Genomic DNA, 22,302 nt, shown 5'->3' on the forward strand with positions numbered 1-22,302 from the left:
ACATTGGTTACTTCTGAATAATACTTTAATTTAGGATCATGATATGAGTAGTTCACCGATAGATTCATCCGTAAAGTTGACGAAACCATTCTCGTCAAATACTGACGCAGAAAAAGAGGATTTGCTGAGAGAAGCGGATCTTTACAGAGATAAGCTTGAAGTGCAGTGGGACGACCTAAAGAAGGATGCAACAGATTACGGCAAGCAGGCGTTGATCATAGGCGGAGTGGTTGCAAGTACTTATTTAGTGCTGGAAGCTGTGCTCCCGAAGGAAAAAAAGAAAGAAAAAATATATATTGACCCTGAAAATACGGTAATTCGACGTTCGGTTCCTGAAAAGAAGAGTAAATTTGCGATAGGTGCAGTCGTACAAAGCTTAGTATGGACGCTGGCAGCAGGATGGGCGCGCCAAAAGCTAAAGAATTTTATTGCAGATGACCTTGAATCGAATGAAGAAAATATCAAATCATAAAATAGCAGAACTCCTTACAGCCAGAAAAGAAGAAAAAAGGAAATCTTTTGCAGTCCTCCTGGATCCCGATAAAGTGGATTTTGACACTTTTCAAAGTTTCCTCGAGCAGGCTGTCGAAAATGAAGTGGACTTTTTTTTTGTTGGCGGCAGTCTTATTACAAACTATGCCATTGATAAGCTGATCTCAGCTATTCAACAATATACTAATATCCCGACAATTCTATTTCCTGGTAACAGTCTTCATGTTGAGCATACTGCTGATGCGATATTATTATTATCTCTGATTTCCGGAAGAAATCCTGATTTTCTTATTGGGCAACACGTCATCGCTGCTCCTATGTTAAAGAAAAGCGGAATTGAAATTTTACCAACAGGTTATATGCTGATTGAAAGTGGCAAGCTGACCACCGTTTCTTATATCAGCAATACGACGCCAATTCCTCATGATAAAGCTTCCATTGCTGCTTGTACAGCCATGGCCGGAGAAATGCTAGGGTTACGAAATATTTTCCTTGATGCTGGCAGTGGTGCGCAAGTCCCGGTTTCTCCGGAGATGATCGCCGCCGTTCGTTCTGCCGTGGATACGCCCATAATTGTTGGCGGTGGAATTGATTCAAGTGAAAAAGCATTAAGGGCGATGCAGGCCGGTGCAGATGTCATCGTCGTAGGTAATGGAATAGAACAAAACCAGAATTTGCTTCCCGAGGTTGCAGCGTCTGTAAAAATGTTTAACCTCCAATTGGAAAAGGTTTACTAGACTTAGAAGATAATATATTGTACTAAAGAAAGGGGTTTCATTATTTTCTAAGGAAATTTTAAGTTCTTGGAAAAATACAATCCAAAACGTTGGGATAATTGAAACTAATCATGCTATCTTTGCATCGAACCTTAATTACACCCAAGAAATGAAAAAATTCGTAGCATTTGCATTTGTTGCCGGAATGGTAGCATTCGCGTCTTGTACTAGCAAGCCAAAAGAAGAAGCAGCTGATTCTACTGCTGTAACTGTTGAAACTCCTATGGTTGATACTGTAGCTGTTGATTCTGTTGCAACAGATTCTATGTCAACTGATTCAGTGAAATAATTCATTGAGCTTTTGCTGAAATTACTGAAAAGCCTTATTTATAAGGCTTTTCTTTTTTTATTTAGGGTATGGAAAAAAATATATCCCTCGCTGACTACGTTCCTCAGCTTGCATACGCATACTGCGACCATCTTCACAAAACGTATAAATTCGATTTTTTCTTGTCACGCCCACGTAATACACGTCTGGGCGATTTTACTATAAAACCAGGTTTTGTGCCAAGAATTACAGTAAACAGAAATTTGAATCCTTATAATTTCCTGATTACTTACTTGCATGAAGTTGCGCACCACATCGTTTATACCGAAACAAAAAACCGGTTAAGAAAACGTGTCGCACCTCATGGCATTGAATGGAAAACAGCTTTTGCAAAATTATTATTGCCGGTAATGAACGAGCAGATTTTTCCTGCCGACATTCTGGAACCACTTTTGAGGTATGCGCAGAACCCGAAAGCTTCGACAAGCGCAGATCATATTCTTTACAATTCTATTAAAAAATATGACGACAATACTTTGACTGCTAATAAAGTTGCCTTAGTCCACCTTATGGAAGGCAGCAATTTCGTTTTTCATAACAGGCAGTTTATCAGAGGTTCGTTGAGACGTACCCGTGTACTTTGTACTGATAAACTGTCCCAACGGCGTTACACAATTCCTGCTCATGCCCTCGTTGAAGCGTGTTAAATATTTAAGATTTTCCTCTTATCCGGCATTTTTCTGCTGGATTCTCCTGCTGTTATCAAGTCAGTCTTTTGGACAAGTATCATCTGTTTTGTCAACAGGTAACTGGTATAAAATTGCGGTCACGGAAAGTGGTGTTTATAAAATTGACGCTGCTTTTCTTAAAGGAATGGGCCTTGACATCACAACCATTGCGCCTGACCAGATTAAAATTTATGGAAATGGAGGTAAAATGTTACCTCAAAATAATAGTTCAGAACGCCCTGTCGATTTGGTGCAAAACGCTATTCTGGTTAAGGGAGAAGAAGATGGAAAATTTGATGCTTCAGATGTGATCTATTTTTATGGAGACAGTCCGCATCAGATCTATTACGATTCTTTAAAGTCCCGCTACGCTCATCAGATCAATATTTATTCAGATAGTAGTTATTATTTTTTCACGGTCAGTGCGGGAAAAGGTTTACGGGTAACCAATAAACAAAGTGGCGTATCTGCTTCTGAGACTAATCTTAACCAGTATGATGATTATTGGTTTCACGAAAAGGAATCAGTTAATTTGTTGAGGTCCGGCCGGGAGTGGTGGGGAGAATATATTGGTAATTCTTCCATATTTACAATTCAGGCAAATATTCCGGATGTTATTCCTTCTTCCGATATCAACTTTTCGACTTCCGCAATCGGATCGGCGCAGATTCCAACAAAATTTACCTGGCAATTGAATGGTCAATCGGCTGGCGAAAATTATGTTGGGGTGATTGGTGCAGGACAATATGATCTTAAAGCCCAGAAATCTGAGAAAGTTTTTGTTATTAAAGCGGCGGAAAATCCGGGAGCGAACATTACACTCGGGGTAAATTATGACAGGAGCGGACAAAGCTCAGCGCAGGCTTACCTAAATTACTTCGGCCTGCAAACTCAAAGAATTCTGAAAGCCTATGGAAACCAGCAAATTTACCGATTCCGGCCTGGATCAAAAGATATTGTAACCTATCAGATTAACAGTGTTTCTGCGGATTGGCTCTGGTGGAATATTTCAGATGCCAGCCAGATTACTTCCGCAATTTTACAAAATACAGCGAGCTCAGCCACATTTAAAGACATAGATGGCAGGACTGATCGAAAATACATTGGATTTACTTTTCAAAACGCGCTACTACCACCTTCTGTCCAGAAAATCCAGAATCAAAACCTGCGCAGAAATGCAGTTCCCGATCTTTTAATTGTTACTGCAAAAATGTTTGAGTCCGAAGCAAAAAGGCTTGCTGCTTTTCGTGAAGAAAACGATAATCTTCAAACATTGGTAGTAACAACGGATCAGATTTATAATGAGTTTTCAGGTGGGAAAACGGATGTTTCAGCAGTTCGCGACTATGTTCGTTTTTTAGATAAAAGCGAAACAGGAAAGTTGAAATATCTGCTCTTGTTTGGTGATGCTACGTATGATTTTAAAAATCTGCTCGAAAATCAGACGTTGCCTCAGCGGAATAATTGGGTTCCGGTATATGAAAGCCATGAATCACTCAATCCGGTTTATACCTATTCCTCAGACGATTACTTTGGCTTTTTAAAAGATGGAGAAGGTGAATGGGTTGAAAATGATATTGGGGATTATGCCATGGAAATCGGGGTTGGAAGGCTTCCGGTTAAATCAGTTTCAGATGCGACTATTATTGTTGACAAGTTAATTCACTATGCCTCGTCACCCAAATCCCTTGGGCGCTGGCAGAACACGATCAGTTTTGTTGCAGATGATGGTGATGATCTGATTCACCAGCAGCATGCAGATGAGCTTGCCCAAATAACACAACCCAATTTTTTATCGAGCCGGATTTTTCTTGATGCCTATCCGCAGACCACAACAAGTTTAGGGCAAAAGGTGCCTGCTGTAAATGCTGCAATAAAAAACAAGATCAATGACGGGACGCTTATTCTGAATTATACCGGCCACGGAGGAACCAGCGGTTGGGCCGAGGAACAGGTATTAACGATTGGGGAAATGCAAACGGCGAGAGGTTACAATAATCTGCCTTTATTAATTACCGCAACCTGCGATTTTGGCCGCTACGATGATCCTGGGATTATTTCCGGTGCCGAATTAATGGTGCTAAGTCCGCGAGGTGCTGCGATTGCCGCTTTGAGTACTACCAGGCCGGTTTATTCCAGCACAAATTTTACGATCAACAAAGCTTTTTATGAAGCGTTGATAAGACTGGGGCCAGAGGCAAAACTGGGTGATATTTTCCGACTGACTAAAAACAATGGTTTGGCCGGAAGTCTGAACCGGAATTTCACCTTGCTGGGCGATCCTTCCATGCGTCTGGCGCGAGCTGAAAGGCAGATTCGTTGGGTTACCAAACCCGATACTTTACGTGCCATGGAAAAGGTGGCGTTACAAGGTGAAGTAGTTTTTAACAACGCGGCAGATAAGTCTTTCAACGGAACGGCCAGTGTGACGGTTTATGACAAGCCTGTTTCTTTCCGGACTTTGGGTAATGAGGGAGAGGCAGAAAGTTACAGCGAATTCAGAAATAAACTGTTCGACGGAAAGGTGAAAATTACTGACGGACAGTTTGTCTGTCAATTTGTTATGCCCAAAGATATAGATTACCGCACTGGCATTGGACGGGCCAGTTTTTACGCTTTAAGCGAAGATAGTTTGTCTGATGCGTCCGCCCAGCTCGATGTTCTGATTGGAGGGAGCGTAACCCCAGTCGCTGATGTTACACCGCCAAAAGTTTCAGCCTACATGAATACAAAGGACTTTAAGGATGGTGACCTTGTCGATGCTTCTTCAACTTTATTTCTGGATTTAAGTGACGAGAATGGTATTAATGTGTCAAAATCAGGAATTGGGCATAATATAACCATTACGCTTAATGATACCGTTACCTATGTTCTAAACGATTATTATACAGCTGATTTTGATTACAGAAAAGGTGCAGTTCGATTCCCGTTCGATCATTTACCAGCCGGACAATACAGCGCCGTCATTAAAGTATGGGATACGTATACTAACTCCTCTGAAATAACGTTCGGATTTCAAGTAGGTTTAGCAACCGGTATAAAACTTAATAGTTTGAATGTTTTTCCAAACCCTTTCGATCAGGATCTTTCTTTTGAATTAATTCACAACAAAGCTGATGATGATGTAGAAATTGTTTTTAGTATATTGCTGAGCTCGGGTCAAAAAGTTGGGTCTTTTCGCTGGCAATACTATAACAGTGAGAGTATTATCAGAGAAACAATTCCAGGAATAAGATTAGATGGTTTTACCTCGGGAATGAATTCACTCCTGTATACAATGCAAATTCGTTCATTAAATGACAATTCTGTTGACAAGCGCTCGGGAAAACTGTTGCGTTTACGTTAGCGAATAATAAATCTTGTAATTTTATTGTAGTATTAAATATCTTTCATTGTATTTTTGACCCTTTAAAAGAAGTCGACTAACACCACTTCCTATCGCAAATCCAATAAATATGAGACTATTTTTTGTAAGTTTATCTTCATTATTCTTATTGTCAACGAGTAGTTTGCTTGCTCAATCCCTCGCAGCAGACACAATTCGCAGAATACCAAGTTCCCCTCTGGCTTTTTTAACTTTTGCACCTGACGCACGCAGTGCGGCTATGGGTGAGGCAGGTGTTGCACTTAGCCCCGATGCAAACTCAACTTATTGGAATGCAGCAAAATTACCTTACAATGAAAAAGATTTCGGAGTTTCGGCTTCTTACACTCCGTGGTTAAGAAATCTAGTTGACGACATGTGGTTGGGTTACCTGACTGCCTATAAGAAAATCGGGAAAGGACAGGCAATCGCAGGTTCTATCAACTTCTTCAACAATGGAGAACTGGATTTGAGAGATGCGGTTGGTACGCATACCGGATTTTTTAATTCAAGAGAACTAGCGATCAGCGGAACGTATTCCCAACAGCTTGGAAAGAATTTCTCGATGGGTTTAACGTTGAAATATATTTCTTCCAACCTTGCAGGAAATGCTGTTGTAAATAATGTTTCGCTAAAACCAGCTCGTACAGTAGCTGGCGATATCAGCGCATTTTATAGAAAACAAATTAAAAACGAAGATACTGGCAGCGACTTAACGTGGTCTCTTGGCGCGGTGTTGTCTAACCTTGGTGGCAAGATCAACTACGGTTCTAACACAGATACAGAAAGTTTTATTCCTACAAACCTGAAATTGGGTGGTGGGCTTTCATTCACAGCTGACGGAAGAAACCGTTTCAATTTTATCGTTGATGCAAGCAAATTGATGGTTCCGACGCCTGGCGCAACAGCTGCTCAGAATGTTCAGATCAATGGTTACGGATCGTTGAAAGGAGCATTTGGTTCTTTCTCAGATGCACCTGACGGTCTGAAAGAAGAGGTTCAGGAAATTGCTGTGGCGGTTGGTGCTGAATATTGGTACAACGACATTTTTGCACTACGTGCAGGTTATTTTGGTGAGAACAAAAATAAAGGTGACCGCAGATTTTTCACTGCCGGTGTAGGAGCTAAGTTCCTTGACCGTTACAATGTTGATTTCGCTTACATGTTCCCAACAACACAGGGTAGTCCATTGGCGCAGACTTTGCGTATTACGCTGGGTTTAAGTTTGAACAAATCTGAAAAACTTGATGTTGGAGATACAGAAAACTAAAATTTATTACAATATATAATTCATAAAAAGCGAATGATGTTTGAAAGAACGTCATTCGCTTTTTTATCAATATAACGATATGATACTCGACCGTACGGAAGCTCCCGCTTATAAGATCATCAACACAATAAATCTGCCGGAACCGCAATCGCACACACTGGATAACGGAATTCCGCTTCACGTTATCAATATAGGAGATCAGCCGGTTGTCAGGTTTGAATGCATTTTTGAGTCAGGAAACTGGCATGAAAAAGAAACCGGCGCATCCTATTTTGCAATTAAAATGCTTCCGGAAGGAACCGGTTCCATGACTTCTTCTGAGGTTAGCGAAGCCTTCGACAGGATCGGAGCATTCATTGATCTGAATCATTCTTCTGATCGTTCCGGTATTGTTATTTATTGTTTGTCAAGATTTCTTCCGGAGGTTATGACAATTGTGAAAGAGATGATCGGCGGTCCTGCTTTTCCTGAAAAGGAGCTGGATGAGCTTCGTAACATCACATTGCAGAATCTAAAAGTTAATAAGGAAAAAACTGCTTATCTGGCAACAACTGAGTTTCGCAGACAATTATTCGGTCGGGAACATCCGTACGGACAAAGCCAGGAAGAAAAAAATATCCAGGAACTGCCATTGTCAGAAATCCAGGCTCATTTTGAAAAATTTATCAAAAACGGAAAGCGGACGATAATTTTAGCAGGACAGGTTAGCGATGCTGATGCGAAACTGGTCAACGAATATTTTGGACAGTCAGAGTATAAAAATGATGCTGCTGATATTTCACATGTTGCCGCTACGGACTATAAGGGCAAAGAAGTTCTGGTTGAAAAATCGGATAGCGTCCAGTCTACAATCCGAATCGGACGCAGATTATTTACAAGACAACATCCGGATTATTTCAAAATGCTGGTGACGAATGAAATTCTTGGCGGATATTTCGGATCACGTTTGATGAAAAATATCCGCGAAGAAAAAGGCTTGACTTACGGGATTTCTTCTCACATGGTCACGCTGGGTCGCGAGGGGTATTTCATGATCGGAACGGACGTGAAAAAGGAATTTACACAGCAAACAATTGATGAGATTAAAAAAGAAATTTATCGTCTGCAAACGGAATTAATAGACGATACCGAATTGCAAACAGTTAAGAATTTTATGGCAGGAGAATTTGCAGGCTCTCTTAATACCGCTTTCGAAGTAGCAGACCGTCAGAAGATCTTGTTGCTTGACAAATTGCCATCTGATTTTTTTACCCGTTACATTGAGCAAATTCACGCAACAACCGCCGAAGATATCCAATCGATGGCTTCAACCTATTTGCGGCCTGATGAAATGGTGGAGGTGGTAGTAGGAGGGAAATAATTGTTAATGATTAAGGGTTAATTGTTAATGATTTGCGCCTTACAGTCATTAACAATTAACCCTTAACAATTAATCATTACTAATTAACCCTTAGTTAAAGCTTCTTTATACGCCTGCAGACAGCGTTCGCGGGCAAATTTATGATCTACGATGGGTGCCGGATAATTCAGACTATTGAGTTCCAGTACCCATTTTTTAATGTATTCTCCTTTTTTATCAAACTTTTCAGCCTGAGCAGTAGGGTTAAAAATTCTAAAATAAGGTGCCGCATCGGTGCCCGATCCTGCTGCCCATTGCCAGCCGCCATTATTTGATGCCATATCAAAATCCAGTAATTTGGCTGCAAAATAGGCTTCTCCCCAACGCCAGTCGATTAGTAAATGTTTTGTCAGAAAACTTGCAGTGACCATTCTGACACGGTTATGCATAAAGCCTGTTTCATTTAATTGATGCATTCCGGCGTCTACAAGCGGATATCCGGTTTTTCCTTCACACCATAATTTGAACTCAGCTTCATTATTTCTCCAGCGAATATTGTCATACTCTGCACGAAAGGCTTTCCCTTCCCCAACCTGCGGGAAATTCCAAAGTATCTGATGATAGAAATCACGCCAAATCAATTCATTCAGCCAGGTGCCGCTTTTTTCCAAAGCTTTTCTGGCTAAATCACGGATACTAACCGTTCCAAAACGCAGATGAATACCTATTCTGGAAGTTCCGGGTATGGCAGGATAATTTCTTGTTGCCTCATAATTCTCAATCAACGACGATCTTACTTCGTCAGAAGGGAAATCATGATCTGTTTCCAAAAATCCCATTTCTTTCAACGTAGGTATTTCTTGCGTTTTTGTTTTGTAGAGTTTTGAAAAATATTTTTCTGTGGGATAAGAAGAAAGATAGAAATCATTCAGTTTCGCTCTCCAAGCTTTGCTATACGGGGTAAAAACGGTGTAGACTGTATTCTGTCCGGTGAGAACTTCCTGCTTTTCGAAAATAACCTGGTCTTTGAATGTTTTAAATTCTGCCCCGTTTTCTATCAATAATGCCCCAATTTCTCCGTCACGATCTTGCGCATAAGGCTCATAGTCATGATTGGTATATACTTCTCCGATATCATAGTTTATTAAAAGCTCTTTCCAGATATCTGCCGGGAACCCGTACTTTACTTCCATATCCGAATCCAGCTTGCCGAGTTTTTTTTTCAAATCAGCAATCACCTGATAGATGAAAGTAACTCGCTTGTCTTCTTTATTGTCAAGCTGATCAAGAATGGCTTTGTCAAAAATAAAAAGAGGAAGTACTGGTAATCCGGATTTCAGAGCGCGATAAAATCCTGCATTGTCATGCAGACGCAAATCTCTGCGGAACCAAAAAACTGCTATTTTCTCTTTTTGCATAAATGAATTCGGTTTACTCGAAATTGACTATAAAGGTTTGTTAGCTGATATTACGTACATCATAGCACCGCCGGCAGAATGATATTTATTGGCATCAATATTACGCAGCATTCTTTCACCAAGATGCGCGTATTTTCTCCTATATTGTTCAAAAAAGTCAAGATTTTCCTGACCCATCGCTCTGAAATAATCGTAATCGGAAAACTCTTCGTTACTCCAGGTATTTCCATTTTGCCATTGCCTCATGGTCGCGATTTGCTCATCGGTCGTATAAGGCGGATACATCGCGATTGCCTTATCTGACAGGCGAACTTCGACCTGATTGAAACCTGCCTGTACAAGGAATCCCGGAACAAGATCGCCCAGTGAATTGTCGCCCAAACCAAGCTTTTTCTTGCCTTTTTCAAACAACAACGCATATTTGACGTGGTCCAGAACTTCGTCGATCGGGTCGTTCATCGAAACTGAACTTTGCGTCAGGCTTTGTACCAGATTATTAGGCTCTACGCAAAGAATTGTGCCACCAGGTTTTAAAACCCGTTTCATTTCATCTATGACCGTCTTTGGATCCTGAACATGTATCAAAAGCGTTTGGCAGGTAACGATGTCAAATGTTTCATCCTCATATGGCAGTTCATGCGCGTCACCCTTTTTTAACTCAAAATCAACACCCTTTGACTTAAAATACTGGTTTAATTCATCTTCCCCTTTTGACCATTTTCGATCATTGTCCACTCCCGAAACTTTCGCCGGCGCTCCCAGGTAATCCACCAAAATCCTGCTCCAATGGCATTGGCCGCAACCAACGTCCAGCAGATTAAAATGATTATGCAGCTGTAATCTTTTTGCTAGTAATTTTAAAAAACCTTCGTTCCACCAAAAGTCGCGGTATTCACCAAAAAAATCCTCAGAATGTCCTTTACGCTTTATATTTTTAGTTCTCATAGTATATTTACAGGCCGGAGTTCACGAAGTAGCAATCTGCAACCTGCTTTAAAACAACAGGATATTTGAAAGGATAATTCGTGCTGATATAGTATATCTTGCTTATGCCTGATCTTTAATTACTTACAATCTTTTCTTAATTATCTATTTATGAAATTACGTCTTAGTATTTTATTTGCCTTTTTCTCCCTGACAGCCTTTGCTCAAAAGGATGCCGCCAAACAGGAATGGAAACAGCTTTTCAACGGAAAAAACCTGGCTGGCTGGGATATTAAAATTCGTGGGAATGATCTGAACGACAATTTTGGAAACACCTTTCGTATGGAAGATGGAAAAATGGTAGTTCGTTACGATCAGTACGACGATTTCAAGCAAAAATACGGACACATTTTTTATAAAGAAGATTTTTCCTACTATCGAATTGCAGTTGAGTACCGTTTTGTTGGTGAACAAGCACCCAAAGGTGAAGGCTGGGCGTGGAGAAACAGTGGTATAATGGTGCAGGGACAACCTGCTGCTACGATGGGAAAAGATCAGGATTTTCCGATTTCTATCGAAGTGCAATTGTTAGGCGGAGATGAGAAAAAACGCACAACTTGTAACCTTTGTACGCCCGGAACCAATGTGGTTATGGACGGAAAACTGGTGACCCAGCATTGCGTAAATTCTACTTCAAAAACCTATAACGGCGATCAGTGGGTTCGTGCCGAAGTCCTGGTTTTGGGCGATTCATTAATTCAGCATTTTGCAAATGGCGAGATGGTCTTGGCCTATAATAAACCACAAATGGGTGGAGGGAATGTTAGCGGGAATGATGAAAAAGTAATTGAAGGGAAATTGTTGGACCATGGCTCAATTTCTTTACAAAGTGAAAGCCATCCCGTTGAGTTCAGAAAAGTAGAACTTCTGAACCTGAAAGGATGCATGGATCCGAAAGCGACAAATTATAAATCGTATTACGTCAAGGCTGATAATTCAGCTTGTACTTATAAAAAGAGTAAATAATAATACCTCATAAAACAAAGCAAGGCGCCCGATTCGAGCGCCTTGCTTTATTTCATCAAATAAAATTTACAACCGAACGATTTCTGCACCGATTGCATTCAGTCGCGTATCGATGTTTTGATAACCACGATCAATTTGTTCAATATTGTCTATAATACTTACGCCTTTTGCAGACATCGCCGCGATAAGCAAGGCGACACCCGCACGAATATCAGGAGAAGTCATACGAATTCCTCTTAGCTGCGTTTCACGGTTGTGCCCGATTACGGTAGCGCGGTGTGGATCGCAAAGAATGATCTGAGCGCCCATTTCAATTAATTTATCTACAAAAAACAGACGGCTTTCGAACATTTTCTGATGAATCAAAACTGTTCCCTGTGCCTGTGTTGCAGTAACCAAAACAATACTCAACAAGTCAGGCGTAAAACCTGGCCATGGAGCGTCGGCAACGGAAAGTGTGGAGCCATCCAGGTAATTTTCCATGCGATATTTTTCCTGAGCGGGAATGAAAATATCATCGCCGCGGAATTCCATCTGAATACCCAATTTTTGGAAAACTTCCGGGATAATTCCTAATTCTGGAATCTGGCAATTTTTGATCGTAATCTCAGACTGCGTCATAGCAGCCAGACCGATAAAGCTACCAATTTCAATCATATCCGGAAGCATGGTGTGCTCCGTGCCTGTCAATTCACTAACGCCTTCAATAATCAAAAGGTTAGAAGAAATGCCGGAAATTTTAGCGCCCATGCGGTTCAGCATTTTACAAAGTTGCTGCAAATAAGGCTCGCAGGCAGCGTTATAAAGCGTCGTCGTTCCTTCCGCCATAACAGCGGCCATCAGAATATTCGCAGTTCCGGTTACAGAAGCTTCATCCAAAAGCATATAAGCGCCTTTCAGGTTCGCGGCGTCTACACGGTAAAATCCTCCGTCTTCTTCGTCGTAACTGAAAGTCGCTCCAAGTTTTTCGAAGCCAATAAAGTGCGTATCCAGACGTCTTCTGCCGATTTTATCACCACCCGGACGCGGGATTCTTCCTTTGCGGAAACGCGCAAGCATCGGTCCGAGCAACATCACGGAGCCGCGCAAAGCCGCAGCTTTCTGACGGAAAGAATCCGATTCCAGATAATCAAGATTGATATCATTCGCCTCGAAACGGATTGATGAGTCGCTCAAACGTGTTTTACGAACGCCAAGATCCCCAAGAAGATCAATAAGCTGGTTGACGTCGCGAATGTTTGGAATGTTATGTATAGTAACCGGTTCTTTGGTAAGAAGTACGGCACAAATAATTTGTAATGCTTCGTTTTTGGCACCCTGAGGTACAATTTCACCTTTCAGGCGTCTGTCTCCTGTTATTTTAAATGAAGCCATAGATAGTTGCAGGCGGTAGTTTGGAAGTTAAACCGGTTGAGAAATAGCCGGAGATCAGATTCCAGGCTTTTTGCGATTATTGTTATTATTACGATTGTTGTTGGTATTGTTGTTATTGTTCCTGCCTGCGAATTTATTATTCGGCCTGTTCCGGTTGTTGTTGTTCTGATTATTAGGCCCCTGACGCTCCTGACTTGGCTGCGCTTTAAAACCGCCGCCGGAATGATTTCCACGATTTCTGTCCTGATTGCTGTTACGGTCTTTTGGCGCAGCATCAACCGGTCCGTTTTTGCGGATATAATCAATTTCCTCTTTCAGTTGCCCTTTCGTCAAAAGTTCAAGCTGCCCGATCAATACGTGATCTTCCGGATTATCCTTGTTCCAGGTATTGAAAAACGAACGCATTAACCTGAAAACATAAGAAACAAAAGCCAGACGATCTTCTTCGTTTTCAGTCTGAATTGCCTTTTGAAGTAAAAGATCAATGTTTCTACCATAATGACGATACATCAGATTGTGCTGATTGTAGCCAACCGTCAATGGTTTTTTACCCAAAGATTCAGGAGAAGGTGGCGGAAATGGGCTGTCCACATCCAGCTTAAATCCGGAAATGATGTAAAGGTCATCCCAGAGTTTATTTGTATAGTCCTGATTATCCCTCATGTTCGGATGGATCTGACGCATGAGTTCAATCAATATGTGCGCGTAGAGATTGCGTTTTACCTTGTCCTCCATCTTTACGATGTGGTCGGCAAGTTTTTGTACGTTGCTACCGTATTCTTTCAAGAGCTTCGAAGATTTTTAGAATTGACAAAAATAAGAAGTTTTTATGGAAAGTAAAGGTGGATGCAGATAGAAGTCGGTTTTGTCCAACTGTAAACCGTCAAAAATCGCAATTATCCACGTATTAATTTGCAAAAAATGAGATGTAAAGTATTTGTTCTTAATTGATTATACGACCATAGTACAACCTTTTCCAGTAAATCGTTGTCGTAAAGATTAGTACTGGCCAACTGTATCGGATGAATTTTAAAATTATATTACTGGGTTCTGCTTTTCTGGTGCAGATTATTCTTTTCGGTTGTGAAAACTGCGATACAGCTGACCCAATGGTTACCTCTTACATTACCTTAAAAGTTGTTGATAGCGCTGGAAAAAATTTGGTTAATTCTTTCAATGGTCCGAATTATCCGGATTCTGTCAGGGCTTCTGTAAAAGATAAGTCAGCCATTCAATTTGAGATACTGGAACGTCCTGGGCTAACCGAAACACAGTTTATCTGTATGCCTTCATTTAACGAAACGGGCCAAACGGAATTATATCTTCACCTGAATCATCAGGATACTGATACGTTATTGATTAATTATAAACCTGTCGAACAAGATTGTGGAGGAGCTTATTATGTCTATACAGGATTTAGTTTCAATGGAAAAAGGATCTCTAACGAAGGAGTTTTAGAATTAGTAAAGTAATTCGTTTAAAGGGTCGTCAGTACTTTCAGCAATTTTATTCCAAAAACATAACGTGGTATCAGATCCAGCCAGGAAAACAGAATTAAAGTTAATAAAGCACATTTCAATTGGGTTGAAAATTGTTTTAAATCCAAAGCCAGACAAAATCCACAGAGCGCCAGAAAGCTGAAAGGAGCTAACAATCTATAACCCGGTTCGTCAAAGGGACTAAATATGCGTACGGAAAAAAGGAAAATGTTATATCCAATGGCGACGACGAAAAAATGAATGGTCAAACTGGAAGGTTTGTTGATACGCTGATTGTTTTGGATAAAAAGTAAAAGCATAACAACGGTTTGAATTCCCGTTCCAATCATTGAAGAGATGTTGAAAAGCTCAAAATTAACGTCACGAATTAATAATTCATTCAGAATTCCTTTCGAAAATGCTGTGAGATTTTCAGATATGGAAATGTTTCCATAAAACCGCTTCCCGCCAAATATTTCTCCGCTTTGATATTTATTGATTGACAAATAAAAGATAAATAGGGTCGCCCATCCTGTCAGCAGCCATGCGTATGCTTTTGCTTTTTTATTATTCTTTTTTCGAATATGATATAGGCAGCATGCGAGTGCTAGAGGAATAATGAAAATGCCCGCATATCTTATCAGCATCAGAAGCAAACCGAGAAGAAATAAATACGAAAAGGTCTTTCTTGAAATCTGTAAGTCGTTATTTAGTTTGAAAAATTGATAAGTCCAGCAAAACAGAACGATCAAAAATAATGGCTCAGACCAGGTATGTGCCCATAGTTTTAAGAAAGATCCCAGGAACAATATGCAGCTCAGTATTATCGCCTTTTCTTTTCCCAACCATCGGTTTAAATAAATTAGCCATACTCCTGACGCTGCGATGTTGACAAGTTTTGAAGCTATCAAATCGTTTGCGGTGGTAAGTAAAGAAGTGATCGAAATGGCAAGCGAATAACCAGGAGGAAACGTACTGTTCCAATTGTAAAAATTATTTTCAAAAATGTAATAACCGTTTCCGGACAAAAGATTATCAGCTGATTCAAGGTAATAATGAGAGTCAATGGTTGTGTAATGATTTGGATTAACATAGGCTAACAGGAGGATTATTGAACTGTGCAGCAGCCAAACCAGGAAAAGACAATAATCTGAGATTTTTGAGCCACTACACATCAGTGCATCCAGATTAATTTTCCACTCATCAGTTTTTTAACTTTGGCCCGGGACGTGACATAGTTTTTATCGGGTACCATTTGATACAGATACATTCCGACGGGAATATTCCCAGGCCGCCAGATATGTTCATTTTTACCTAAAAACGGTTGTAGATCTTTCTGGTAAACAGTCCGTCCCAAAATATCAAAAACCTTAATCGTCCATTTTTCAGGCAAAACGAGTCCATCAAATGTTAGGAAAAAGCGGAAATGTTCCCGCGACGGATTGGGCGATACGCCCGCATCGGAAATTGTTGCCGGTTTTTCTTCGTTACTTTCAGGCAGGAGAAATGTTGTTTCAAAATAATTGTTCGCTTTGTTTTCTTCCTGTAAAAGGTTGGCTGGATCAATGGTGAAGCTCCACTTTTCCGGTCCAGATTTGAGATTTTTATTTGGTAAAGTGATGGATAAGGTGTCGAGATAGGCAGGTGCGTTTCGCGGTATTTGATATGTTGTACTGGAATTGCCATTGTTTCTGTGAATGACAATTTCATATTTTTCGGCCTTAAATCTGCCATTATTTCTGATGCCGATTTTTACGTTGACTGAGTCGCTTTGATTGGTCAGCACACGTCCTGTCGGGTCAGAAAAATGCAATTGATCCCCATTCCAGGTATAATCGGGAAGTTTGGCCGGAAAAATTTTTATAGCCGGATCGCCGAGTAAATTCATTTGTTGCGCCGTGATCCCGTCCGAAAGCGTCGGATATTTTTTCATGTTTCTTCGAATTGCTTCCTGTTGCATTATTCCGAATGATTCACTCACGAATAAACTGTCAGCGAGTACTTCATAAAAAGCATCCGTGTAGTGTTTTAGTGAAGAGGTGACTCCGTTATGCGTGTGGGCCACAAATAAAACAGCGCCTTTTTCCGGGGAAAGTATCCAATCGTTGCTGATTCCCGGAGTCGAATAATAAACATTTCCCATCGCGCAACCATTCACCAAAATGGCTGGATAAAACGGGGCATTTTTGTAGGTGCGTTTGGTATCAGCCGGGCTACCGATATCAATGTCATTTGAATTCAAACCGGAGTGGCCATACAATGTCATTAAAGCAACGCCATTGTTGACAATTGTATCAATGGGGAATAATTCAACCGGTTCGTCTGTTTTTTTTGATAACGTCAAAACATTTGCTCCCAGCGATGAAGAGGAAATTCTCTTTTCAAAAGATTCAACATATTGTCTGAAAACTTCCCGTTCGTTGGCCGTGTGCCCACCGCTTAAATGCAGGATATTTTTTCGCCAGCTTGCCGCCTTGTTCTGCGACTCAAACGTTTTAACTTTTTGCAGATAATCAAAAACATTTTGAGATGTTGCCGCATTAACCCGGCCAATTGGAACCAACGGAACATAAGTGCTTGGATCATCCAGCCCCATCGTCAGCGCCATATCGGAACCTGGCCAGCCGGCATTCGGAATCATATCATTTTGCCGCGCCTTTAATTGATGGCGCGCGGTTTGCGGATCAATCGATTTTCCGAGAATTAACACAAATTTTAAAGAAGCTTTCTCTTGCAAAAATGATATCACATTCCTGATTCCCAAAGGGCCTGGCTCTCCATAATTAAACTGATCAAAGATTTCTTCACTATTCAAAATCAAGGTGTTGAAATTACCTCCTTCTTTTGAAGCCCGATAATCAGCATACTCCTGAACGGGATCTTTGCTGGCCGGAATTGGATTTCTTACCAACGGATGGCTGATAATCAGAAAATCGGTCTTCGGATTTATGGATTTAAACTTCGCCAACCGCATAAGCGGAACTTTCAGAAATTCTTTAAAGGCAATTACTTTTTCAGCTCCGTTTAAAAAGAGAAGGGAATCTTCGGGTATCAACTTCTTCGTTTCATAGGGATTAGTACAATCGTAAAACTGCCAGTTTTGTGAATTCCTAAAAATGGCGGCTTTTTCAAAAATATCAGGATCGAAGTGATAGGTTTTTTGCAGCAGAGCTGACGGAAGTGAAGTGCGTTGCGGGTATCGGAATTTCAGATAAGAAAGAGATACAGAACCGGAATTATTAATCGGACTGAGTGTAAATGCAAGATTTCCATTAGCAGTAATACCTTCTGAATTTAATAAAAATTTGAAGACGGCTGAATTGTAATCGAGCAGACGGAGCGTATCCAAAGTTCTGATCACGGTATTCTTTTCGCCTGTTTGAAAGAGAATCTGATGATTTCCGGCTGACCGGCCAACGATCAATACTTCAATTTCTGTTTGATTTGGTTTTGGAATAAATGGATTTTCCAGGGCGATTCGAAATGTTTCCGATTGATTATTTTGGAGCTCTTTCCCAGTCCAGCCTTCGCCCGTATCGTAGGTTGTGAGTACAGTCCCGTTTTCATAGGTGCTTCCCATTGGATACAAATTCCCCGCCGGATATTCATCAGTCCGGATTTGTAAAATTTCTTCGAAATGATAGGGAATTACATTCTGCGTCGCTTTTCCGGCGGAAACTGCAATGCGTTCTCCTATTTTTCCATCATTTCTATAAGTCAGAAAATAAGAAGCAGTATCCGAGTATAGGCTGTAATAAGTATGCGGCATATCCTTCGGCGTCACATATAGAGAAGAATCCAGAGCACCATCATTTTTCTCGCCGTAGAAACTCAGAAAACCCAGGGAGTCAGAATCTTTTTTTATTTCAATAGCAACTTCCTGGCCGCGGCGAAATAATTGCAGCGATTCCAAGGCAGATATATTTACAGGAAAACCAGCCTTTTTCAGCTCAGAAAATGTAACCTGATAAAACCCTGTTTGTACAACCGGAATGCGTAGGTAATTCTGCGTTGTATCAATCCATTCGTTTCCAAACTTTTTTTGGCACCAACTGTTCGACGAAGCAATTAGAATTATCAGAAATAGTTTGCCAAAACATGACGCGTAGTATCGATCCATTTTCATAGGAAATTGGGATGATCACCACGAGGCTTATTTTTCCATTGGCTCCTTTCTTTTGTAAAGATTCATGGAAAACGCATACTGGTGGCGGGCATCAGTTTCATGATATTCGGAAGAAACCAGCTCCCAGTCATCCCAGTTTATCTTTGGAAAAAAAGCATCTCCTTCCACGTTTGCGTGAACGATTGTGAGATAAAGTTTTTCTGCCAAAGGCAGTGCCTGTTCAAAAACCGAAGCGCCTCCTAAGACAAATACTTCGTTTTCATCTTTAAGTAACGCAATGCCTGATGCTAAATCTTCGGCATATTCCGGATCCGCTTGTTTTTTCCGATTTGGGTGTCGGGTCAATACCACATTTTTATATGAAGAGTGAAGCGCATCAGGTGCTTCGAAACTTTTTCTACCTGTCAGAAATGCCTTTCCGTCAGTAACTTTTCGAAAATGTTGCCATTCATCGGGGAGGTGCCAGGGTAAACTATTTTCCTGTCCAATCACCTGATTTTCGCTCATAGCAGCGATGATATAAAGATGCGGTTTGGTATTCAAAATTGGGCTGGTTAGGTTAGAATGTCTCTCAAAATACAACTGAAAAAATAAACATAAAATTATATCCTCGTTTTTTTGCCGGTCAACCTTGAATCCTGCCATTCATCAAAGGACTTGAAAGATTTTAACATAGTACCTTGCATAGCAAAGTACCTGTGCATACCTTTGTAAACATAGAAGGTGCAAATCCTGTCTGTTAGCCATGAAATACATTTCATTAAGTAAAACATGAAACCGATATGAATATCGAAAATGCCCAAGTGCAGATGCGGAAAGGAATTTTGGAATTCTGTATCCTGCACATCATATCAAGGGGGGAAGTATATGCCTCGGATATGCTCGATGAGCTGACATCTGCCAAAATGATGGTGGTGGAAGGGACGCTTTATCCGCTTTTGACCAGACTGAAAAATTCAGGTTGGCTGGATTATAAGTGGGTTGAGTCATCTTCGGGGCCTCCGAGGAAATACTATGTTTTGACAGATGAGGGGAAGATATTTCTGGATGCGATGCAAACAACGTGGTTTGAACTGGCCGACTCGGTGAAGGCTGTCATCCATCGCAGCGAGGAACTGAGCAAGAGCGATACGTCAAAACCTTCCTAATCTAACTGATCATTTAAAGACCTTCGATTATTTCAATCATGAAAAAGACAATCAGTATTAATATAGGCGGTGTCATCTTCCACATAGAGGAGGACGGATACGAAAAGCTGAAAAGCTATCTTAATTCCATACAAAAGTACTTTTCTTCTTTCGCCGACAGCAAAGAAATTCTATCAGACATTGAAGGCAGAATCGCCGAGCGGTTTTGGAATAAACAAAAAGCAGAAAGCAAACAGGTTATTTCGCTTTCTGATGTGGACGAGTTGATCGCTGCCATGGGTACCGTTGCAGATTTTGAAGCCATTGAGCAGTCGGAAGATATTCTTTCAGATCCGCTTAGTTCAGCTCACCCACAAAGTGACATCCCAAAACAGGAAGCTTATTCTGCTCCGGCACCAGCTGCTCCGAAAGCGGAAAGCAAAACTCACACGGGTCCCAGAAAACTGGTAAGAGATCTTCGCCGTAAATTGGTCGGTGGCGTTGCGGCTGGTTTGGCAAATTATTTTACAATTGATCCGCTGTGGGTCAGGCTGGCTTTTCTTTTAGCAGTGCTCGGATTACCCGTAGGCGGCGGCATGATGGGTATGGATGGTGAGTTTTTTGGAAGTATTTCCGGATTCACAGTTTTGCTTTACATCGCCATGTGGATTGCTTTCCCAGGTTCTTCAACACTTGAAGAAGATACGAAAATTAAAAAGTTTTACCGTAATCCGGATCGTAAGGTTGTGGGTGGTGTTGCCTCGGGCGTTGCGTCTTACTTTGGCGTGGATCTTGGCGTTGTCCGTTTCCTTTGGGTACTATCTATTTTTCTTTTTGGTACCGGTGTTGTTTTGTATATTATCCTTTGGGTTATCGCCCCGGCCGCTAATACGTTGACGGAGAAAATGGAAATGCAGGGAGAGCCTATTACGCTTTCGAATATCGAATCGAATATCAAACAAAGTCTTAATCTTTCTGATAAAGAAGGTGAAGAAAACCCGATTACCAAAATTCTGCTATTTCCTTTTCGTGCCATCGCATTAATTATCGGTGCTTTGGGGAAGCTTTTAAAGGGCTTTGGGCCCGTGCTTAGGATCATGATCGGTGTGTTTTTGGTTGGAATGCCGGTTCTAGCACTATTCGGTTTGGTTGTTGGAGGCTCAGCGGTGATGGGTATTACCAGTATTGATGCATTTGACGGTATGCCGCTGCCGTTCCGTATTTTACAGGAAATTCCGCAAAGTCTGATTTTATCGGGGATCCTTGTATCCGCCATTCCATTTATTACTTTTCTTTTACTGGGTTTAACGCTTTTGTCAAACAAGAAAATTGTAGGCAGTACTGTGTGGCTGACCTTACTTGGACTTTGGATTGTCGGTATTGTTGTTGCCACCATTCAAGGCGTTTCCTATCAGCGTAACTTTGCAAAACGTGGCGAATATACCCAGTCGGTTTCCTATGCAATTCCAGCGGGAACACTTACGCTGGATGAAGGCGATTCGGATGAAGATGAAACGATTGATGTTGATATTCGACTAGCTGGTTACAATGCGACAGATAGTTTAAAACTGGATAAAAAGATGCTTTCCCGCGGTCGTTCGAAAGAGATTGCCAGGAAACTTGCTTCTGAATTAAAATACGAACCGACAATCAAAGATTCTGTAATTACCTTCCATGACGGCCCTGCTTTCAAAGATGATGGTCCTTTCCGTGATCAGCAAATTGATCTGACATTGAACATTCCTTTCGACAGACAATTTATTATCACCCGTAATTTATGGTTTTCAATATCACACGGATACGGCAGCAATCGCCACTTAGATTCCTACGATCTGAACGATGACGATGTAAATTGGGAGCAACTTCGCTGGACGATTAAACGGGATTCCGGCCTGGTCTGTATCAATTTGCCAGCAAAATATATTCGTTCAGATAATGACGATGACAATAACAGTAACGGCGCTTATTCTTTTGACGACGAAGACAGCGACATGGATATGGGGGAACGTGGAACATATATCAAACAATTTCCTGTAAAAGATTTTAAGAAAATTGATATCGGCGGCGCTTATGTAGTTGTAGTAAAACAAGGTGCTGAGTTTAATGTCTCTGCGGATGGCGAAGAAAAAGATGTTGACGATCTGAAAATTTACGAAGAAGGCGGTGTTTTAAAGGTAAAACGCGACTCTCCTTTCAATCTTTTTGATAATGACTGGAAGCGGATCGGAATTATCATCACCATGCCAACGATCGAAAGTGTTTCTTTATCAGGAGCTAACAAGACAAGAATCGTTGGTTTCAAAGGACTTCAAAAGCTGGATGTTGATGTTTCCGGCGCTTCAAAAACTGAGATCGATGTTGAAACAAATGAGCTGTCGGTTGGACTTTCCGGAGCTTCAAAAGCAACTTTGAAAGGTTCCGCAAAATCTGTTGACGCTGATTTGTCAGGAGCTTGTAAACTGGATGGTACAGGAATGAATATTCAGAATGCGGATGTCCACGCGTCAGGAGCTTCGAAAGCGGATTTTGGACAGGTTGCAAATATGAAAAAAGATTTGAGTGGCGCAAGTAAAGTGGAAGTTCAGCAATAAT

At 41.0% G+C, this 22,302-nt stretch carries 18 protein-coding genes; 11 read left to right on the top strand and 7 right to left on the bottom strand.

What is annotated here, in order from left to right; translation table 11 throughout:
- Positions 1–43 precede the first annotated feature (43 nt).
- From L0657_RS15890 to L0657_RS15920, 7 genes are all read left to right on the top strand, one after another.
- A complete protein-coding gene (locus tag L0657_RS15890) occupies positions 44–472 on the top strand; it encodes a hypothetical protein (RefSeq protein WP_235151767.1) in 429 nt (142 codons plus the stop codon).
- Positions 450–1,229 (top strand): geranylgeranylglyceryl/heptaprenylglyceryl phosphate synthase, encoded by a 780-nt coding sequence (locus L0657_RS15895; RefSeq protein ID WP_235151768.1) that lies wholly within the window; start codon positions 450–452, stop codon positions 1,227–1,229. Before L0657_RS15890 ends, L0657_RS15895 begins: the two co-directional genes overlap by 23 nt.
- A 148-nt stretch (positions 1,230–1,377) precedes the next feature.
- Complete coding sequence (locus L0657_RS15900; RefSeq protein WP_235151769.1) at positions 1,378–1,557, top strand: hypothetical protein; 180 nt, start codon at positions 1,378–1,380, stop codon at positions 1,555–1,557.
- Between the two features lie 68 nt (positions 1,558–1,625).
- Positions 1,626–2,243: a hypothetical protein gene (locus L0657_RS15905; RefSeq protein ID WP_235151770.1), complete on the top strand. Its 618-nt coding sequence runs from the start codon at positions 1,626–1,628 to the stop codon at positions 2,241–2,243.
- A complete protein-coding gene (gene porU / locus L0657_RS15910; RefSeq protein WP_235151771.1) occupies positions 2,221–5,610 on the top strand; it encodes a type IX secretion system sortase PorU in 3,390 nt (1,129 codons plus the stop codon). The genes L0657_RS15905 and porU overlap by 23 nt, the downstream gene beginning before the upstream one ends.
- Before the next feature lie 109 nt (positions 5,611–5,719).
- Positions 5,720–6,898, top strand: a complete 1,179-nt coding sequence (gene porV / locus L0657_RS15915) for a type IX secretion system outer membrane channel protein PorV (RefSeq protein WP_235151772.1) — start codon at positions 5,720–5,722, stop codon at positions 6,896–6,898.
- A gap of 40 nt (positions 6,899–6,938) precedes the next feature.
- The gene (locus tag L0657_RS15920; protein WP_310588289.1) at positions 6,939–8,258 is read left to right on the top strand and encodes a pitrilysin family protein; all 1,320 of its coding nucleotides are present in this window, start codon (positions 6,939–6,941) and stop codon (positions 8,256–8,258) included.
- A gap of 83 nt (positions 8,259–8,341) precedes the next feature.
- On the opposite strand, the gene L0657_RS15925 is transcribed toward L0657_RS15920, so the two are convergent.
- On the bottom strand, positions 8,342–9,655 hold the full coding sequence (locus tag L0657_RS15925; RefSeq protein ID WP_235151773.1) for a deoxyribodipyrimidine photo-lyase: 1,314 nt from the start codon (positions 9,653–9,655) through the stop codon (positions 8,342–8,344).
- A 27-nt stretch (positions 9,656–9,682) separates the two neighbouring features.
- Positions 9,683–10,600, bottom strand: a complete 918-nt coding sequence (locus L0657_RS15930) for a class I SAM-dependent methyltransferase (RefSeq protein ID WP_235151774.1) — start codon at positions 10,598–10,600, stop codon at positions 9,683–9,685.
- A 150-nt stretch (positions 10,601–10,750) separates the two neighbouring features.
- On the opposite strand from L0657_RS15930, the gene L0657_RS15935 reads away from it, so the two are divergent.
- Positions 10,751–11,605 (top strand): DUF1080 domain-containing protein, encoded by an 855-nt coding sequence (locus L0657_RS15935; protein WP_235151775.1) that lies wholly within the window; start codon positions 10,751–10,753, stop codon positions 11,603–11,605.
- A 66-nt stretch (positions 11,606–11,671) separates the two neighbouring features.
- On the opposite strand, the gene murA is transcribed toward L0657_RS15935, so the two are convergent.
- Both murA and L0657_RS15945 read right to left on the bottom strand, forming a co-directional pair.
- On the bottom strand, positions 11,672–12,979 hold the full coding sequence (gene murA, locus L0657_RS15940; protein ID WP_235151776.1) for a UDP-N-acetylglucosamine 1-carboxyvinyltransferase: 1,308 nt from the start codon (positions 12,977–12,979) through the stop codon (positions 11,672–11,674).
- A gap of 54 nt (positions 12,980–13,033) precedes the next feature.
- On the bottom strand, positions 13,034–13,765 hold the full coding sequence (locus L0657_RS15945) for a DUF4290 domain-containing protein (RefSeq protein ID WP_235151777.1): 732 nt from the start codon (positions 13,763–13,765) through the stop codon (positions 13,034–13,036).
- 236 nt (positions 13,766–14,001) lie between these two features.
- Here L0657_RS15945 and L0657_RS15950 point away from each other — a divergent pair, with 236 nt between their 5' ends.
- Positions 14,002–14,451, top strand: a complete 450-nt coding sequence (locus L0657_RS15950) for a hypothetical protein (RefSeq protein ID WP_235151778.1) — start codon at positions 14,002–14,004, stop codon at positions 14,449–14,451.
- Positions 14,452–14,456: 5 nt separating this feature from the next.
- Here L0657_RS15950 and L0657_RS15955 read toward each other — a convergent pair whose 3' ends face one another.
- From L0657_RS15955 to L0657_RS15965, 3 genes are read right to left on the bottom strand one after another with little or no spacing between them, the layout of a single operon-like run.
- The gene (locus tag L0657_RS15955; RefSeq protein ID WP_235151779.1) at positions 14,457–15,632 is read right to left on the bottom strand and encodes a hypothetical protein; all 1,176 of its coding nucleotides are present in this window, start codon (positions 15,630–15,632) and stop codon (positions 14,457–14,459) included.
- A complete protein-coding gene (locus L0657_RS15960) occupies positions 15,632–18,577 on the bottom strand; it encodes a C25 family cysteine peptidase (RefSeq protein WP_235151780.1) in 2,946 nt (981 codons plus the stop codon). The genes L0657_RS15955 and L0657_RS15960 overlap by 1 nt, the downstream gene beginning before the upstream one ends.
- A 33-nt stretch (positions 18,578–18,610) precedes the next feature.
- Positions 18,611–19,126, bottom strand: coding sequence for a dihydrofolate reductase (locus L0657_RS15965; RefSeq protein ID WP_235151781.1), 516 nt, complete (start codon positions 19,124–19,126; stop codon positions 18,611–18,613).
- Positions 19,127–19,365: 239 nt separating this feature from the next.
- Between L0657_RS15965 and L0657_RS15970 the strand changes: the two genes are divergently transcribed.
- Both L0657_RS15970 and L0657_RS15975 read left to right on the top strand, forming a co-directional pair.
- Complete coding sequence (locus L0657_RS15970) at positions 19,366–19,731, top strand: PadR family transcriptional regulator (RefSeq protein ID WP_235151782.1); 366 nt, start codon at positions 19,366–19,368, stop codon at positions 19,729–19,731.
- Positions 19,732–19,769: 38 nt separating this feature from the next.
- The gene (locus tag L0657_RS15975) at positions 19,770–22,301 is read left to right on the top strand and encodes a PspC domain-containing protein (protein ID WP_235151783.1); all 2,532 of its coding nucleotides are present in this window, start codon (positions 19,770–19,772) and stop codon (positions 22,299–22,301) included.
- The last annotated feature ends 1 nt before the right edge of the window (position 22,302 follow it).

Origin of the sequence: Dyadobacter sp. CY345 (genome assembly GCF_021502725.1) — a bacterium.
Classification (GTDB): domain Bacteria; phylum Bacteroidota; class Bacteroidia; order Cytophagales; family Spirosomataceae; genus Dyadobacter.

Coding starts and splice junctions, on each gene's coding strand:
- L0657_RS15890 (WP_235151767.1), top strand. CDS start 44: ATGAGTAGTTCACCGATAGATTCATCCGTAAAGTTGACGAAACCATTC.
- L0657_RS15895 (WP_235151768.1), top strand. CDS start 450: ATGAAGAAAATATCAAATCATAAAATAGCAGAACTCCTTACAGCCAGA.
- L0657_RS15900 (WP_235151769.1), top strand. CDS start 1,378: ATGAAAAAATTCGTAGCATTTGCATTTGTTGCCGGAATGGTAGCATTC.
- L0657_RS15905 (WP_235151770.1), top strand. CDS start 1,626: ATGGAAAAAAATATATCCCTCGCTGACTACGTTCCTCAGCTTGCATAC.
- porU (WP_235151771.1), top strand. CDS start 2,221: ATGCCCTCGTTGAAGCGTGTTAAATATTTAAGATTTTCCTCTTATCCG.
- porV (WP_235151772.1), top strand. CDS start 5,720: ATGAGACTATTTTTTGTAAGTTTATCTTCATTATTCTTATTGTCAACG.
- L0657_RS15925 (WP_235151773.1), bottom strand. CDS start 9,655: ATGCAAAAAGAGAAAATAGCAGTTTTTTGGTTCCGCAGAGATTTGCGT.
- L0657_RS15930 (WP_235151774.1), bottom strand. CDS start 10,600: ATGAGAACTAAAAATATAAAGCGTAAAGGACATTCTGAGGATTTTTTT.
- L0657_RS15935 (WP_235151775.1), top strand. CDS start 10,751: ATGAAATTACGTCTTAGTATTTTATTTGCCTTTTTCTCCCTGACAGCC.
- murA (WP_235151776.1), bottom strand. CDS start 12,979: ATGGCTTCATTTAAAATAACAGGAGACAGACGCCTGAAAGGTGAAATT.
- L0657_RS15950 (WP_235151778.1), top strand. CDS start 14,002: ATGAATTTTAAAATTATATTACTGGGTTCTGCTTTTCTGGTGCAGATT.
- L0657_RS15955 (WP_235151779.1), bottom strand. CDS start 15,632: ATGTGTAGTGGCTCAAAAATCTCAGATTATTGTCTTTTCCTGGTTTGG.
- L0657_RS15960 (WP_235151780.1), bottom strand. CDS start 18,577: ATGGATCGATACTACGCGTCATGTTTTGGCAAACTATTTCTGATAATT.
- L0657_RS15970 (WP_235151782.1), top strand. CDS start 19,366: ATGAATATCGAAAATGCCCAAGTGCAGATGCGGAAAGGAATTTTGGAA.
- L0657_RS15975 (WP_235151783.1), top strand. CDS start 19,770: ATGAAAAAGACAATCAGTATTAATATAGGCGGTGTCATCTTCCACATA.